General features: G+C 71.3%; 13 protein-coding genes. All 13 read right to left on the reverse strand.

Translation table 11 applies throughout. From position 1 onward, the window contains the following. Positions 1 to 40: 40 nt before the first annotated feature. From nuoN to ACFU6K_RS02395, 13 genes are read right to left on the reverse strand one after another with little or no spacing between them, the layout of a single operon-like run. Positions 41 to 1678 carry an NADH-quinone oxidoreductase subunit NuoN gene (nuoN, locus tag ACFU6K_RS02335; protein WP_380660403.1) on the reverse strand — a complete coding sequence of 546 codons (1638 nt, stop codon included), beginning with the start codon at positions 1676 to 1678 and terminating at the stop codon, positions 41 to 43. Beyond that, positions 1675 to 3294 carry an NADH-quinone oxidoreductase subunit M gene (locus ACFU6K_RS02340; protein ID WP_380660404.1) on the reverse strand — a complete coding sequence of 540 codons (1620 nt, stop codon included), beginning with the start codon at positions 3292 to 3294 and terminating at the stop codon, positions 1675 to 1677. The genes nuoN and ACFU6K_RS02340 overlap by 4 nt, the downstream gene beginning before the upstream one ends. A gap of 34 nt (positions 3295 to 3328) precedes the next feature. Beyond that, complete coding sequence (gene nuoL, locus ACFU6K_RS02345) at positions 3329 to 5224, reverse strand: NADH-quinone oxidoreductase subunit L (RefSeq protein WP_380660405.1); 1896 nt, start codon at positions 5222 to 5224, stop codon at positions 3329 to 3331. A gap of 14 nt (positions 5225 to 5238) precedes the next feature. Next, complete coding sequence (gene nuoK, locus ACFU6K_RS02350; protein WP_049652557.1) at positions 5239 to 5538, reverse strand: NADH-quinone oxidoreductase subunit NuoK; 300 nt, start codon at positions 5536 to 5538, stop codon at positions 5239 to 5241. Next, positions 5535 to 6506, reverse strand: a complete 972-nt coding sequence (locus ACFU6K_RS02355) for an NADH-quinone oxidoreductase subunit J (protein WP_380660428.1) — start codon at positions 6504 to 6506, stop codon at positions 5535 to 5537. Before ACFU6K_RS02355 ends, nuoK begins: the two co-directional genes overlap by 4 nt. Next, positions 6506 to 7114 carry an NADH-quinone oxidoreductase subunit NuoI gene (nuoI, locus tag ACFU6K_RS02360; RefSeq protein ID WP_380660406.1) on the reverse strand — a complete coding sequence of 203 codons (609 nt, stop codon included), beginning with the start codon at positions 7112 to 7114 and terminating at the stop codon, positions 6506 to 6508. The genes ACFU6K_RS02355 and nuoI overlap by 1 nt, the downstream gene beginning before the upstream one ends. A gap of 6 nt (positions 7115 to 7120) precedes the next feature. Then, on the reverse strand, positions 7121 to 8476 hold the full coding sequence (gene nuoH, locus ACFU6K_RS02365) for an NADH-quinone oxidoreductase subunit NuoH (RefSeq protein ID WP_117489177.1): 1356 nt from the start codon (positions 8474 to 8476) through the stop codon (positions 7121 to 7123). Next, a complete protein-coding gene (locus tag ACFU6K_RS02370; RefSeq protein ID WP_380660407.1) occupies positions 8473 to 11064 on the reverse strand; it encodes an NADH-quinone oxidoreductase subunit G in 2592 nt (863 codons plus the stop codon). Before ACFU6K_RS02370 ends, nuoH begins: the two co-directional genes overlap by 4 nt. After that, entirely contained in the window at positions 11061 to 12422 is a 1362-nt protein-coding gene (nuoF, locus tag ACFU6K_RS02375) for an NADH-quinone oxidoreductase subunit NuoF (protein WP_380660408.1), read from the reverse strand. Before nuoF ends, ACFU6K_RS02370 begins: the two co-directional genes overlap by 4 nt. Continuing rightward, positions 12422 to 13297, reverse strand: coding sequence for an NADH-quinone oxidoreductase subunit NuoE (gene nuoE / locus ACFU6K_RS02380; RefSeq protein ID WP_380660410.1), 876 nt, complete (start codon positions 13295 to 13297; stop codon positions 12422 to 12424). Before nuoE ends, nuoF begins: the two co-directional genes overlap by 1 nt. Further along, positions 13294 to 14634 carry an NADH-quinone oxidoreductase subunit D gene (locus tag ACFU6K_RS02385; RefSeq protein ID WP_380660411.1) on the reverse strand — a complete coding sequence of 447 codons (1341 nt, stop codon included), beginning with the start codon at positions 14632 to 14634 and terminating at the stop codon, positions 13294 to 13296. The genes nuoE and ACFU6K_RS02385 overlap by 4 nt, the downstream gene beginning before the upstream one ends. After that, positions 14634 to 15347 carry an NADH-quinone oxidoreductase subunit C gene (locus ACFU6K_RS02390; RefSeq protein WP_380660412.1) on the reverse strand — a complete coding sequence of 238 codons (714 nt, stop codon included), beginning with the start codon at positions 15345 to 15347 and terminating at the stop codon, positions 14634 to 14636. Before ACFU6K_RS02390 ends, ACFU6K_RS02385 begins: the two co-directional genes overlap by 1 nt. After that, positions 15344 to 15898 (reverse strand): NADH-quinone oxidoreductase subunit B family protein, encoded by a 555-nt coding sequence (locus ACFU6K_RS02395; protein ID WP_074005520.1) that lies wholly within the window; start codon positions 15896 to 15898, stop codon positions 15344 to 15346. The genes ACFU6K_RS02390 and ACFU6K_RS02395 overlap by 4 nt, the downstream gene beginning before the upstream one ends. Between the last annotated feature and the right edge of the window lie 96 nt (positions 15899 to 15994).

Here is a 15994-nt window from a genome sequence, read left to right on the forward strand (position 1 = left end):
GCCCGGACGGGGCCCTGGTCGGGAGCGGTGGACGTAAAGGTCAGCGCACGAACAGCGAGGCCTTGGAGGCGAGGTCGAGGAAGTACTGCGGCAGCAGTCCGAGACCCAGCGTGACCAGCACCCCCACCCCGATCGCGGTCGCCGTGAAGGCGCTCGGGACCGCCACCGTGGGGCCCCCCGGCTGGGGGTCCGAGAAGAACATCAGCACGATGACCCTGATGTAGAAGAACGCGGCCACCGCCGAGCTCAGCACGCCGACCACCACCAGCGGGGTCGCCCCGCCGCTGGCCGCGGCCTGGAACACCGCGAACTTCCCGGTGAACCCGGAGGTCAGCGGAATCCCGGCGAAGGCCAGCAGGAACAGCGCGAACACCGCCGCCACCAGCGGCGAGCGCCGCCCGAGCCCGGCCCAACTGGACAGGTGGGTCGCCTCGCCCTTGGAGTCGCGCACCAGGGTCACCACCGCGAACGCGCCGAGCGTCACGAAGGAGTACGCGAGCAGGTAGAACAGCACCGAGGAGATGCCCTGCTTGTTGACGGCGATCACGCCGGTCAGGATGAACCCCGCGTGCGCGATCGAGGAGTACGCCAGCAGGCGCTTGACGTCCTGCTGGGTCACCGCGAGCACCGCGCCCACCACCATGGTGAGGATCGCGACGCCCCACATCACCGGCCGCCAGTCCAGCCGCAGGCCCGGGAAGGCCACGTAGAACAGCCGCAGGAAGGCCCCGAAGGCCGCGACCTTGGTGGCCGCCGCCATGAAACCGGTCACCGGGGTCGGCGCGCCCTGGTAGACGTCCGGGGTCCAGGAGTGGAAGGGCACCGCGGCGACCTTGAACAGCAGGCCGACCGCCAGCATCGCCAGGCCGGTCAGCACCAGCGCGTCGCTCTGGGTGGTGCTCAGCTGCGCGGGGGTGGTCATCGCCTTGCCGGAGATGACGTCCCCGATGTCGCCGAGCCTCACGCTGCCCGCGTAGCCGTACAGCAGCGCGGTGCCGAACAGGAAGAACGCCGAGGCGAAGGCGCCGAGCAGGAAGTACTTGACCGCCGCCTCCTGGGAGAGCAGCCGGCGGCGCCGGGCCAGCGCGCACAGCAGGTACAGCGGCAGCGAGAAGACCTCCAGCGCCACGAACATGGTCAGCAGGTCGTTGGCGGCGGGGAACAGCAGCATGCCGCCGACCGCGAACATGGTGAGCGGGAAGACCTCGCTGGTGGCGAAGCCGGCCCGGACCGCGGCCCGCTCCTGCTCGCCGCCGGGGGTGGCGGCGGCCTGGGCGGCGAAGGCGTCGGCGGGCAGGCCGCCGGCCTTGGGCTCCAGCCTCCGCTCGGCGTAGGTGAGCACCGCGACCACGGAGGCCAGCAGGATCACGCCCTGGAGGAACAGCGCCGGGCCGTCCATCGCGACGGACTCCATGGCCAGCAGGTCGATCCGGGTGAAGCCGTGGCTCTGCACGGCCAGCACCACCACGGCGACGAAGGCGCCGACCAGCCCGGCCAGGGCGAGCGTCACCTGGGTCCAGTGCCGGTACCGGCGGGGCACGAAGGCCTCCACCAGGACGCCGGCCACGGCGGCCGCGAACACCACGAGCATCGGGGAGAGCTGGCCGTACTCGATGTGCGGCGCCGGGATGCTGGCGGTGTTGCCGCCGGCGGCGGCGAGCACTGCGGTGGCACTCACTTCTGCTCACCTCCTGAGGTGGCGGCGACCGGGTGGGCCGGCGCCGGGTCGGTCTGGTGGACCTGCGAGAGCGTCGCGTTCACCGAGGGGTTGACCAGGTCGGTGAGCGGCTTGGGGTAGACGCCGAGCAGGATGGTCAGCGCCACCAGCGGGCCGACCACGGCGAGTTCGCGGGCCTTGAGGTCGGGCATCGTGCGCACCCCGTCCTTCACCGGGCCGGTCATGGTGCGCTGGTACAGCAACAGGGCGTACAGCGCGGCCAGCACGATGCCGAAGGTGGCCACGATGCCGATCGCCGGGTAGCGGGTGAAGGTGCCCACCAGGACCAGGAACTCGCTGACGAACGGGGCCAGCCCGGGCAGTGACAGGGTGGCCAGGCTGCCGATCAGGAAGGTCCCGGCCAGCACCGGGGCGACCTTCTGCACGCCGCCGTAGTCGGCGATCAGCCGCGAGCCGCGACGGGAGATCAGGAAGCCGGCCACCAGCATCCACGCCGCCGTGGACAGGCCGTGGTTGACCATGTACAGGGTGGCGCCGCTCTGGCCCTGGCTGGTCAGGGCGAAGACGCCCATGATGATGAAGCCGAAGTGCGAGATCGAGGCGTACGCCACCAGGCGCTTGATGTCCTTCTGGCCGATCGCCAGCAGCGCGCCGTAGACGATCCCGACCAGCGCGAGGACCAGGATCGCCGGGGCGAAGGTCTTCGAGGCGTTCGGGAACAGCCCGAGGCAGAAGCGCAGCATCGCGAAGGTGCCGACCTTGTCCACCACCGCGGTGATCAGCACGGCGGTGCCGGCGGTGGACTCGCCCATCGCGTTCGGCAGCCAGGTGTGCAGCGGCCAGAGCGGGGCCTTCACCGCGAAGGCGAAGAAGAAGCCCAGGAACAGCGCCTTCTCGACGGTGCCGGTCAGCTGGAGCCGGCCGTCGGCGATCGCCGAGGTCAGGGTCGGCAGGTCGAAGGTGCCGAAGCCCTGGTCCTGCGCGGTCACGTACAGGCCGATCACGGCGGCCAGCATCACCAGGCCGCCGAGCAGGTTGTAGAGCAGGAACTTCACGGCCGCGTAGGAGCGCTGACGCGCCGACTCGGGGCCGCCCGCCCGGTCGCCGAAGCCGCCGATCAGGAAGTACATCGGGATCAGCATGGCTTCGAAGAACACGTAGAACACGAAGACGTCGGTGGCGTAGAAGGAGACGACCACCATCGCCTCCACCGCCAGGATCAGGGCGAAGAAGGCCTGGGTGCGGCGCTTGTTCTCGAAGGTGCCGTCCGGCCCGGCCGGCGCCGGGTCGGCGTCGTGCCAGGAGGCGAGGATCACCAGCGGCACGAGCACGGCGGTGAGCAAGGCGAGCACGGCGCCGATGCCGTCCACGCCGAGCGAGAAGGTGATGCCGAAGGAACGGATCCAGCTGTACGACTCGTTCAGCTGGAAGCGGGCGCCGTGCGGGTCGAACCGGGCCGCCACCACGGCGGCCAGCACCAGGGTGACGGCCGAGGCGCCCAGCGCGACGGCCTTGGTGGTCCTGCGTCGGCTCTCGGAGGACCCGGCGGGCAGCGCGGCCGTCAGAACCGCGCCGGCCGCCGGGACGGCGCAGGTGGCGGTCAACAAAACACTCATGGCCTGGCCCCCCAACGGATATCAGGACGAGTCATCACGTGGACCTCATCAGGAGAGTCATGGCGACCAGCACCAGCGTGCCGCCGAACATGGAGAGCGCGTACGAGCGGACGTAGCCGTTCTGGACCCGCCGCAACCGGCCGGAGAGCCCGCCGATCCCGGCGGCCAGGCCGTTGACCACGCCGTCCAGGCCGCGGCTGTCGAAGAAGACCAGCGCCGCGGCGAGCGCCGAACCCGGCCGCACCAGCACCGCGTGGTTGAAGTCGTCCTGCAGCAGGTCGCGGCGGGCGGCCCGGGTGAGCGGGGAGCCGACCGGCGGCACCACCGGGACCGGCGAGCGCCCGTACACCAGGTACGCGAGGGCGACGCCGGCCAGCATGCAGGCCGTGGTCAGCAGGGTGACGGTCAGCGGGGCGAGCGGGGAGTTGCCCTCCTCGTGCCCGGTGACCGGCTCCAGCCACTTCAGGAAGGAGTCGTTGAAGGCGAACAGCCCGCCCGCGAAGACCGAGCCGAAGGCCAGTAGGACCATCGGAAGGGTCATCGTCCGCGGCGACTCGTGCGGGTGCGGGGCGTTGCCCTGCGCGTCCGGCTGCCAGCGCTTCTCGCCGAAGAAGGTCAGCACCATGACCCTGGTCATGTAGAACGCGGTGACCGCCGCGCCGACCAGCGCGCACCCCCCGAGGATCCAGCCCTCGGTGCCGCCCTTGGCGAAGGCCGCCTCGATGATCTTGTCCTTGGAGAAGAAGCCGGACAGGCCCGGGAAGCCGATGATCGCCAGGTAGCCGAGGCCGAAGGTGACGAAGGTGACCGGCATGTACTTCCGCAGGCCGCCGTAGTGACGCATGTTCACCTCGTCGTTCATGCCGTGCATGACCGACCCGGCGCCGAGGAACAGCCCGGCCTTGAAGAAGCCGTGGGTCACCAGGTGCATGATCGCGAAGGCGTAGCCGATCGGGCCGAGCCCGGCCGCCAGCACCATGTAGCCGATCTGCGACATCGTCGAGCCGGCCAGCGCCTTCTTGATGTCGTCCTTGGCGCAACCGACGATCGCACCGAACAGCAGCGTGACCGCGCCGACCACCACCACGGCGGTCTGCGCGTCCGGCGCCAGGTCGAAGACCGCCGAGGAGCGGGTGATCAGGTAGACGCCCGCGGTCACCATGGTGGCCGCGTGGATCAGCGCCGACACCGGGGTCGGGCCCTCCATCGCGTCCCCGAGCCAGGACTGCAGCGGCACCTGCGCCGACTTGCCGCAGGCCGCCAGCAGCAGCATCAGGCCGATCGCCGTCAGCTTGCCCTCGCTCGCCTGGTGGGCACCGCCGAAGACCGGGTCGAAGGCGAAGGAGCCGAACTCCGCGAACATCAGCATGATCGCGATGGACAGGCCCATGTCGCCGACCCGGTTGACGATGAAGGCCTTCTTCGCCGCCGTCGCCGCGCTCGGCTTGTGCTGCCAGAAACCGATCAGGAGGTACGAGGCCAGGCCCACGCCCTCCCAGCCGAAGTACAGCAGCAGGTAGTTGTCCGCGACCACCAGCAGCAGCATGGCGGCCAGGAACAGGTTCAGGTACGCGAAGAAGCGGCGCCGGCGCTCGTCGTGCGCCATGTAGCCGACCGAGTAGAGGTGGATCAGCGTGCCGACACCGGTGATCAGCAGGACGAAGGTCATCGACAGCTGGTCGAGCCGGAAGGAGACGTCGGCCTGGAAGCCGTTCACCGGGATCCAGCTGAACAGGTGCCGGGTGACCGCCCGGTGCTCGGCGTCACGGCCGAGCATGTCCGAGAACAGGGCCAGGCCGAAGCCGAACGAGAGCGCCGCGAGCGCGGTGGCCAGCCAGTGGCCGAAGCGGTCCAGCGCCCGGCCGCCGAGCAGCAGCAGGGCGGCGCCCGCCAGTGGAGCCGCCACCAGCAGCGGAATGAGAGATTTCACCGAGGGCCCTCCGCCTACAGCTTCATCAGGTTGCTGTCGTCGACCGAAGCGGAGTGCCTGGTCCGGAAGATGGAGACGATGATGGCGAGGCCGACCACGACCTCGGCCGCCGCGACCACCATCGTGAAGAACGCGATGATCTGGCCGTCCAAGGTCCCGTGCAGCCGGGAGAAGGTCACCAGGGCGAGGTTCGAGGCGTTCAGCATCAGCTCCACGCACATGAACAGCACGATCGCGTTGCGTCGGACCAGCACCCCGGCCGCGCCGATGGTGAACAACAGGGCCGACAGGTAGAGGTAGTTGACCGGGTTCACTCCGCGCCCTCCTCGTCGGCCGGGTGCTTCACGTTGTTCGCCGGCACCTGCTCGCCGTTCGCCGGCCCGTTCGCCGTCACCGCCCCGCCGTTCGCCGACAGCGGGGCGCCGTTGGCCGGCACCGGCTCCAGCGACTTGCGCGGGGCCGTCACGGCCGGCCGCTCCGAGGACGGACGGCCCAGCCAGTCCGCCGTGCTGTTCTCCAGCTCCGCCATCCGCCGCAGCATCGCCTGGCTGACGTCCCGGACCTGGCCGCGCTCGCGCAGCGTCGCCATCACCGAGTCCTCGGCGATCGTGCCGTCCGGCAGCAGCCCCGGCACGTCCACCGCGTTGTGCCGGGCGTACACGCCCGGCGCCGGCAGCGGCGGCAGCTGGATGTTGTCCACGACCCGCTGGGCCGCCAGCTCGCGCTGCGTCTTCGGCGCCTTCACGTGCTCCCGGTGGGTCAGCACCATCGCGCCGATCGCCGCGGTGATCAGCAGCGCGCCGGTGACCTCGAAGGCCCACACGTACCGGGTGAAGATCAGCCGGGCCAGGCCCGGCACGTTGCCCTCGGCGTTCGCCTCGGACAGCCCGGTGAAGTGGTTCAGCTTCGCGTTGGCGATCCCGGCGATCAGCAGCACGCCGAAGCCCAGCCCGCACAGCGCCGCGGCGAACCGCTGGCCCTTCAGCTGCTCCTTCAGCGAGTCCTCACCCGTGACGCCGACCAGCATCACCACGAACAGGAACAGCATCATGATCGCGCCGGTGTAGACCACGATCTGCACCACGCCCAGGAACACCGCGCCCTGGGCCATGTAACAGACCGCCAGCGCCAGCATGGTGGCCGCCAGGCAGAGCGCGCTGTGCACGGCCTTGCGCATCAGCACCATGCCGAGCGCGCCGCCGACCGCGATCACCGCGAGCACCCAGAACTGGACGGCCTCGCCCGTCGAGGTCGTCCCGGTCGCCTCCGCCAGCCGCGCGATCACTGCTGCACCTCCTTGTCCCGCTCGGTGCGCTCCTGCTGGACCGTCCCCGGCGCCGCCGCGGTGACCTCGCCCCGGTAGTACGCGCCCTCGTCGGTGCCCGGGAAGATCGCGTGCGGGGTGTCGACCATGCCCTCGGACAGGCCCACCAGCAGCTGCTCCTTGGTGAAGATGAGGTCCCGCCGGGAGGAGTCGGCCAGCTCGTACTCGTTGGTCATGGTCAGCGCCCTGGTCGGGCAGGCCTCGATGCACAGCCCGCACAGGATGCAGCGGGCGTAGTTGATCTGGTACACCGCGCCGTAGCGCTCACCCGGGGAGTAGCGCTCCTCGTCCCGGTTGTCCGCGCCCTCCACGTAGATCGCGTCGGCCGGACAGGCCCACGCGCACAGCTCGCAGCCGACGCACTTCTCCAGGCCGTCCGGGTGCCGGTTCAGCTGGTGGCGGCCGTGGAAGCGCGGAGCGGTGGGCTTCTTCTGCTCCGGGTACTGCTCGGTGAGCCGCTTCTTGAACATGGCCTTGAAGGTCACGCCGAAGCCGGCGGCCGGGCCGAGGATCGACGGACGGTCGCCCCGTTCGGCGCGGCCCGTTCGATCGGACTGGTCGGACATCTCGGTTCAGCTCCCTTCGGAATGGTCGGCCCCGTTGAGGGCGTCCTGGAGTTGCTTCGGGGCACGGCTGCGGCGGCGCGGCACCGGCGGGAGCACCTGGCCGGGCAGCGGCGGGACGGGGTAGCCGCCCGCCATCGGGTCGAACTCCCCCCCGTCCTTCGGCCGGGCGGGGCCCGCGCCGGGCGGGGCCTCCCCGGGCTCCGGCTGCTTCCTCAGGAAGTCCCGCAGCAGCGCCAGCAGCAGCACCGCCCCGACCGGGGCGCCCACGTACAGCACCACCTGGCCGAAGCCGTAGCCCTCGTTGCGCAGCGCCCGCACGCTCGCGATCAGCACCAGCCACACCAGCGAGACCGGGATCAGCACCTTCCAGCCCAGCTTCATGAACTGGTCGTAGCGGAGCCGGGGCAGCGTGCCGCGCAGCCAGATGAAGAAGAACAGCAGCAGCTGGATCTTCAGCGTGATCCACAGCATCGGCCACCAGCCGTGGTTGGCGCCCTCCCAGAAGGTCGTCACCGGCCACGGGGCCCGCCAGCCGCCCAGGAAGAGGGTCGAGGCCACCGCCGAGACCGTCACCATGTTCACGTACTCGGCCAGCATGAACATCGCGAACTTCAGCGAGGAGTACTCGGTGTTGAAGCCGCCGACCAGCTCGCCCTCGGCCTCCGGCAGGTCGAACGGCGCCCGGTTGGTCTCGCCGACCATCGCGATGATGTAGACGATGAACGACACCGGCAGCAGCGCCGCGAACCAGGTCGGCTGCTGGTGCGCCACGATCTCCGAGGTCGACATCGAGCCCGAGTAGATGAACACCGCCGCGAAGGACAGGCCCATCGCGATCTCGTAGCTGATCATCTGCGCGGACGAGCGCAGCCCTCCCAGCAGCGGGTACGTCGAGCCCGAGGACCAGCCGGCCAGCACGATGCCGTAGATGCCCACCGAGGCCGTCGCCAGGACGTACAGCAGCGCGACCGGGAAGTCCGTCAACTGGAGCGGCGTACGGGTGCCGAAGATCGACACCTCGTTGCCGGCCGGACCGAACGGGATCACCGCGAAGGCCATGAACGCGGGGATGGCGCAGACGATCGGGGCCAGGATGTAGACCACCTTGTCCGAGCCCTTGACCACCAGGTCTTCCTTCAGCGCCAGCTTCACGCCGTCCGCCAGCGACTGCAGCAGGCCCCACGGGCCGTGCCGGTTGGGCCCGATGCGCAGCTGCATCCAGGCCACCACCTTGCGCTCCCAGACGATCGCGATCAGCACCGTCAGGACCAGGAAGGCGAAGCAGAACACCGCCTTCAGCAGCACCAGCCACCACGGGTCCTGCCCGAAGAAGTGGAGCGTCTCGTACGGCTGCGACGTCATCGGTCCTCCCCTGTGCCGTCGCCGGCGGTCTCGGCCTCGGCCCCGGGTTCGGAGCCGGCCCCGGGTGCGGGTCCGACTTCGGGTCCGGGTCCGACTTCGGGCTCGGGCTCGGGTTCGGGCTCGGGTTCCGACTCGGGTTCCGACTCGGCCGCGGCGATGGTGACCAGGTGGCCGACGGTGGTGCCGAGCGCGCGGTGGGCACCGCCCGGTGTGGAGTCGAGCGGGACCCAGACCGTGCGGTCCGGGATCGAGTCGGTGACCTCCAGCGGCAGGGTCAGTGATCCGGCCGGGCCGGTCAGCCGCAGCTCCTCGGCCGCCTCGGCACCGATCTCCTTGGCCGTCTCCGCCGAGATCCGGGCCACCGCCCGGTGCCGGGTGCCCGCGAGGTGCGGGTCCCCCTGCTGCAGCACGCCGTTGTCCAGCAGCAGGCGCCAACCCGCCAGCACCGCCTGGCCGGTGGCCGGGCGGGGCAGCAGGCCCGGGTGCGCCGCCGGGTCGGCCGTGCGGTCGCCCTCCCAGGGGGCGAAGCGGTCCAGCTCCAACCGGGCCGCCCGGACGTCCGGCAGCCCCAGCCGGTGACCCAGCGCGTCGGCCAGCATGCCCAGCACCCGCAGATCCGGCTGGAGGTGGCGGCCCATCTGCTGGTCCGGCTTGAGCGCCGACTCGAACATCCGCACCCGGCCCTCCCAGTCCAGGAAGGTGCCGGCCTTCTCCGCCACCGCCGCCACCGGCAGCACCACGTCGGCCCGCGCCGTCACCGCCGAGGGCCGCAGCTCCAGCGACACCAGGAACGGCACCGCCGCCAGCGCCTCGTCGGCCAGCGCCGGATCCGGCAGGTCGTCCGGATCCACCCCGCCGACCAGCAGCGCGTCCAACTCGCCCGCCGCGGCCGCCGCCAGGATCCCGTCCGTGTCCCGGCCCGGCCGGGACGGCGGTTCGGCCCCGCCCCACACCGCGGCCGCCTCCGCCCGGGCCGCCGGAACGGCCACCGGACGGCCGCCGGGCAGCAGGCCCGGCAGCGCGCCCGCCTCGACGGCCCCGCGCTCACCGGCCCGGCGCGGCACCCAGGCGAGCCTCGCGCCCGTCGCGTGCGCCAGCCGCAGCACCGCCGTCAGCCCGCCCGGGACGGCGGCCAGCCGCTCGCCCGCCAGGATCACCGCGCCCGGGGCGCGCAGCAGTTCGGCCGCCCGGCCCGCGTCGTCGTTCAGCGGCTCGTCCGCCGCCAGCGCCGCGAACCACTCCGGCTCGGTGCCGGGGGCGGCCGGCAGCAGCGCTCCGCGCAGCTTCGCCAGGCCCCGGGAGCCGAACGCGGCCACCGAGAACACCTTCAGGCCCGTCGCCCGGGTCGCCTTGCGCAGCCGCAGGAAGACGATCGGCGACTCCTCCTCCGGCTCGAAGCCCGCCAGCAGCACCGCCGGCGCCCGGTCGAGGTCCTCGTACGACACCCCGGTGCCGTCCACGTCGACGCCCCGCCCGGCCACCGCCGCGGCCAGGAAGTCCGCCTCCTCGCCGCTGTGCGGGCGGGCCCGGAAGTCCACGTCGTTGGTGCCCAGCACCACCCGCGCGAACTTCCCGTACGCGTAGGCGTCCTCGACCGTCACCCGGCCGCCGGCCAGCACCCCCGCCCGGACCCCGCGCAGCCCCTCGGCCGCCCGGGCCAGCGCCTCCGGCCAGGAGGCCGGCACCAGCTCGCCGTCCACCCGCACCAGCGGGGTGGTCAGCCGGTCGCGCTGCTGGGCGTAGCGGAAGGCGAAGCGGCCCTTGTCGCAGTTCCACTCCTCGTTCACCGCCGGGTCCTCGCCCGCCAGGCGGCGCAGCACCTTGCCGCGCCGGTGGTCGGTGCGCTGCGCGCAGCCCGAGGCGCAGTGCTCGCACACGCTCGGCGAGGAGACCAGGTCGAAGGGGCGCGAACGGAACCGGTACGCCGCCGAGGTGAGCGCGCCCACCGGGCAGATCTGGATGGTGTTCCCGGAGAAGTACGACTCGAAGTCGTCGCCCTCGCCGGTGCCGACCTGCTGCAGCGCCCCGCGCTCCACCAGGTCGATGAACGGGTCCCCGGCGATCTGCTGCGAGAAGCGGGTGCAGCGCGCGCACAGCACGCAGCGCTCGCGGTCCAGCAGCACCTGGCTGCTGATCGGCACCGGCTTCTCGTAGGTGCGCTTCATCCCCTCGAAGCGGGAGTCGGCGGCGCCGCTGGACATCGCCTGGTTCTGCAGCGGGCACTCGCCGCCCTTGTCGCAGACCGGGCAGTCCAGCGGGTGGTTGATCAGCAGCAGCTCCATCACGCCGCGCTGGGCCTTCTCGGCCACCGGCGAGCTGAGCTGGGTGCGCACCACCATGCCCTCGGCTACCGGGATGGTGCAGGAGGCGACCGGCTTGCGCTGGCCCTCGACCTCGACGATGCACTGGCGGCAGGCGCCGGCCGGGTCGAGCAGCGGGTGGTCGCAGAAGCGCGGGATCTGGGTGCCGATGGTCTCGGCGGCCCGGATCACCAACGTTCCCTTGGGGACCCGCACTTCGACGCCGTCGATGGTGAGCGTGACCAGTTCGACCGCTGTCTCGGAGGCCGTTGGCTCTGTGATCGTCACGCGTGCACCTCCCTTTCGGTGGCGGACTGGTGGCCGGGGCGGGGGCCGTCGGCCCAGACGGTGGAGGCGGCCGGGTCGAACGGGCAGCGGCGCTCGGCCAGGTGCTGCTCGTACTCGGCCCGGAAGTGCTGGAGCGAGGAGACGATCGGACTGGCCGCGCCGTCGCCCAGGGCGCAGAAGGACTTCCCGTTGATGTTGTCGGCGATGTCGAGGAGCTTCTCCAGGTCCCCGTCGACGCCCTGGCCCGCCTCGATCCGCTTGAGCAGCTGGACCAGCCAGTAGGTGCCCTCGCGACAGGGGGTGCACTTGCCGCAGGACTCGTGGGCGTAGAACTCCGTCCAGCGGGTGACGGCCCGCACCACGCAGGTGGTCTCGTCGAAGACCTGGAGCGCCTTGGTGCCGAGCATCGAGCCGGCCGCCCCGACGCCCTCGTAGTCCAGCGGGACGTCGAGGTGCTCGTCGGTGAACATCGGAGTGGAGGAGCCGCCCGGGGTCCAGAACTTCAGCCGGTGCCCGGCGCGGACGCCGCCGCTGAGGTCGAGCAACTGGCGCAGCGTGACGCCGAGCGGGGCCTCGTACTGGCCGGGGTTGGTGACGTGGCCGGAGAGCGAGTAGAGCGTGAAGCCGGGAGACTTCTCGGTGCCCAGGGCCTTGAACCACTCCTTGCCGCGGGACAGGATCGGCGGCACCGAGGCGATCGACTCGACGTTGTTGACCACCGTCGGGCAGGCGTACAGGCCGGCGATGGCCGGGAACGGGGGCCGCAGCCTGGGCTGGCCGCGGCGGCCCTCCAACGAGTCCAGCAGCGCCGTCTCCTCGCCGCAGATGTAGGCGCCGGCGCCGGCGTGCACGGTGATGTCCAGGTCGACGCCCGAGCCGAGGATGTTCCGGCCCAGCAGCCCCGCCCCGTACGCCTCGGCGACGGCCGCGTGCAGCCGGCGCAGCACCGGGACGACCTCGCCGCGCAGGTAGATGAAGGCGTGGTCGCAGCGGATCGCGTAGGAGGCGATGATCATGCCCTCGATCAGCGCGTGCGGGTTGGCGAACAGCAGCGGGATGTCCTTGCAGGTGCCCGGCTCGGACTCGTCCGCGTTGACCACCAGGTAGTGCGGCTTGCCGTCGTTCTGCGGGATGAACTGCCACTTCATCCCGGTGGGGAAGCCGGCGCCGCCGCGGCCGCGCAGGCCGGAGTCCTTGACCAGGGCGATCACGTCGTCGGGCGGCATGGCGAGGGCCGTCTTGAGGCCCTCGTAGCCGTGGTGGCGGCGGTAGGTGTCGAGCGTCCAGGGGCGGCTGTCGTCCCAGGAGTCGGACAGGACCGGGGTGAGCAGCTTCTCGGCCGGCTCCGCGGAGGTCATCACGCTTCGCTCCCTTCCTGGCCGTTGCCCGCCTGGGTGTTGCCCGCCTGGCCGTTGGCCGCCTGGTTGTTGCCTGCCTGGTTGTTGCCTGCCTGGTTGTCGCCTGCTCGGCCGCTGGCCCCGGAGCGGGGGGATTCCGGGCGCGGGGATTCGGGGCGCGGGGAGACCACCTTGGTGCCGGGGGTGCCGGGCAGGGCCTCGCCGCGGGCCAGCCGCAGGCCGGCCAGGGAGGGCGCGCCGCCGGCGCCGGACTCGTCGTTGGCCCCCGGGCGCTCGTCGGGGAAGCCGGCCAGGATCCGGGCGGTCTCCTTGAAGCCGCACAACCGGGCGCCGCGGGTGGGCCGGACCTCGCGACCGGCGCGCAGGTCGTCGACCAGCTGCCGGGCGCTGTCCGGGGTCTGGTTGTCGAAGAACTCCCAGTTGACCATCACCACGGGCGCGTAGTCGCAGGCCGCGTTGCACTCGATGTGCTCGATCGAGACCTCGCCGTCCTCGGTGGTCTCGTTGTTGCGGACGCCCAGGTGCTCCTGGAGCTCGGCGAAGATCTGGTCGCCGCCGAGCACCGCGCACAGGGTGTTGGTGCAGACCCCGACGTGGTACTTCCCGGCCGGGCGGCGCCGGTACATGGTGTAGAAGGTCGCGACCGCGGTGACCTCGGCGGTGGTGAGGTCCAGCTGTTCGGCGCAGAAGCGGATCCCGGTCGGGCTGACGAAGCCCTCCTCCGCCTGCACCAGGTGCAGCAGCGGCAGCAGCGCCGAGCGGGCCTGCGGGTAGCGGGCGATCAGCTCGGCGGCGTCGGCGGCCAGCCGGGCACGCACCTCCTCGGGGTACGGTGCGGCCGGCAGTGCCGGCAGTCCGAGTTCGACGTTGGTCACCGGTCCACGCCTCCCATCACCGGGTCGATCCCGGCCACCGCGACGATCACGTCGGCCACCTGGCCGCCCTCGCACATCGCCGCCATCGTCTGCAGATTGGTGAACGACGGGTCCCGGAAGTGGACCCGGTACGGGCGCGTCCCGCCGTCGCTGACCACGTGCACGCCCAGCTCGCCCTTGGGCGACTCGACCGCCGCGTACGCCTGGCCGACCGGGACCCGGAAGCCCTCGGTGACCAGCTTGAAGTGGTGGATCAGGGCCTCCATCGAGGTGCCCATGATCTTGCGGATGTGGTCGAGCGAGTTGCCCATCCCGTCCGGGCCGACGGCCAGTTGGGCCGGCCAGGCGATTTTCTTGTCGGCCACCATGACCGGGCCGGGCCGCAGCCGGTCCAGGCACTGCTCGACGATCCGCAGCGACTGCTTCATCTCCTCCAGGCGGATCAGGAAGCGGCCGTAGGAGTCGGCGCTGTCCGCGATCGCGACCTCGAAGTCGTAGTCCTGGTAACCGCAGTACGGGTCGGTCTTGCGCAGGTCGTGCGGCAGGCCGGTGGCGCGCAGGATCGGGCCGGTGGCGCCGAGGGCCAGGCAGCCGGGCAGGTCCAGGAAGCCGACGTCGACCAGGCGGGCCTTGAACACCGGGTTGCCGGTGGCGAGTTTGTCGTACTCGTGCATCCGGGAGCGGAAGACCTTGACCGCCTCGCGGATCTGGTCGACGGCGCCGGGCGGCAGGTCCTGGGCGAGGCCGCCGGGGCGCACGTACGCGTGGTTCATGCGCAGGCCGGTGACCAGCTCGAAGACGTCCAGGATCAGTTCGCGGTCCCGGAAGCCGTAGATCATCAGGGTGGTGGAGCCGATCTCCATGCCGCCGGTGGCCAGGCAGACCAGGTGCGAGGCGATCCGGTTGAGCTCCATCATCATCACCCGGATGACGTTGGCGCGGTCCGGGACGTCGGCGGTGATGCCGAGCAGCTTCTCGACCGCCAGGCAGTAGGCCGTCTCGTTGAACAGCGGGGTCAGGTAGTCCATGCGGGTCACGAAGGTGGTGCCCTGGACCCAGCTGCGGAACTCCATGTTCTTCTCGATGCCGGTGTGGAGGTAGCCGATGCCGCAGCGGGCCTCCTTCACCGTCTCGCCGTCGATCTCCAGGATCAGCCGCAGCACGCCGTGGGTGGACGGGTGCTGGGGGCCCATGTTGACGATGATGCGTTCGTCGTCGGCCCGGCCGACCGCCTCGACCACCTCGCCCCAGTCGCCGCCGGTGACGGTGAAGACCCGGCCCTCGGTGGTCTCGCGGGCGTCGGCTTCCTCGGTCTCTCCATAGTGCTGGGTGTTCATCAGCTGTACGACCTCCGCTGGTCGGGAGCCGGGATCTGGGCGCCCTTGTACTCGACGGGGATGCCGCCGAGCGGGTAGTCCTTGCGCTGCGGGTGGCCCATCCAGTCGTCCGGCATCATGATCCGGGTGAGCGCCGGGTGGCCCTCGAAGACCAGGCCGAAGAAGTCGTAGGCCTCGCGCTCGTGCCAGTCGTTGGTCGGGTAGACGCTCACCACGGAGGGGACGCGCGGATCGGCGTCGGGCGCGGTGACCTCCAGCCGGATCAGCCGGCCGTGGGTGATCGAGCGCAGGTGGTAGACCGCGTGCAGCTCGCGGCCCTTGTCGCCGGGGTAGTGCACGCCGCTCACCCCCAGGCAGAGCTCGAAGCGCAGCGCCGGGTCGTCGCGCAGGATCCGGGCGGTCCTCAGCAGGTGGTCGCGCTCGATGTGGAAGGTGATCTCGCCGCGGTCGACCACCGTCCTCTCGATCACCTCGACCGGGTCCAGACCCTGCTCCTCCAGGGCGCCCTCCAGCTCGTCGGCGACCTCGTCGAACCAGCCGCCGTACGGGCGTTCGCTCGGACCGGGCAGCACGATCGGGGCGGCCAGGCCGCCGAAGCCGGAGGTGTCACCGCTGCCCTCGGCACCGAACATGCCCTGGCGGCGGCCGACCACCTCGACCGGGATCTCGCGGACCGGCTGCTCGCGGCGGGTCTCGGGTACCTGCTCGTTCATCGCAGCTGCCCCCGCATCTCGCTGATCGGGGTGGCCTTGAGGGCGAGCGCCTCGCCGAGCTCCTCGGCCCGGCGCCTGTTCACGCCCAGCGGCTCGTGCTGGATCTTGTCGTGCAGCTTCAGGATGGCGTCCATCAGCATCTCCGGACGGGGCGGACAGCCGGGCAGGTAGATGTCCACCGGGACGATGTGGTCGACGCCCTGGACGATCGCGTAGTTGTTGAACATCCCGCCGGACGAGGCGCAGACACCCATCGAGATGACCCACTTGGGGTTGGGCATCTGGTCGTACACCTGGCGCAGCACCGGGGCCATCTTCTGACTCACCCGGCCCGCCACGATCATCAGATCGGCCTGCCGGGGGGAGCCCCGGAAGACCTCCATGCCGAACCGGGCCAGGTCGTAGCGGCCCGCCCCTGTGGTCATCATCTCGATCGCGCAGCAGGCCAGACCGAAGGTGGCCGGGAAGAGTGACGCCTTGCGCACCCAGCCGGCGGCCGTCTCCACGGTCGTGAGCAGAAAGCCGCTCGGCAGCTTCTCCTCGATTCCCATCAGATCCCTCTCAATGCCCTCAAGTCCTCTGATACGTGGGCCGGTTCTGGCTTGTCCGCTCGTTCACAAGCGGGTGCTCAGCCGGCGGACGGGTGG

This window comes from Kitasatospora sp. NPDC057512 (genome assembly GCF_042802135.1).
In the GTDB taxonomy this organism is placed as follows: Bacteria; Actinomycetota; Actinomycetes; order Streptomycetales; family Streptomycetaceae; genus Kitasatospora.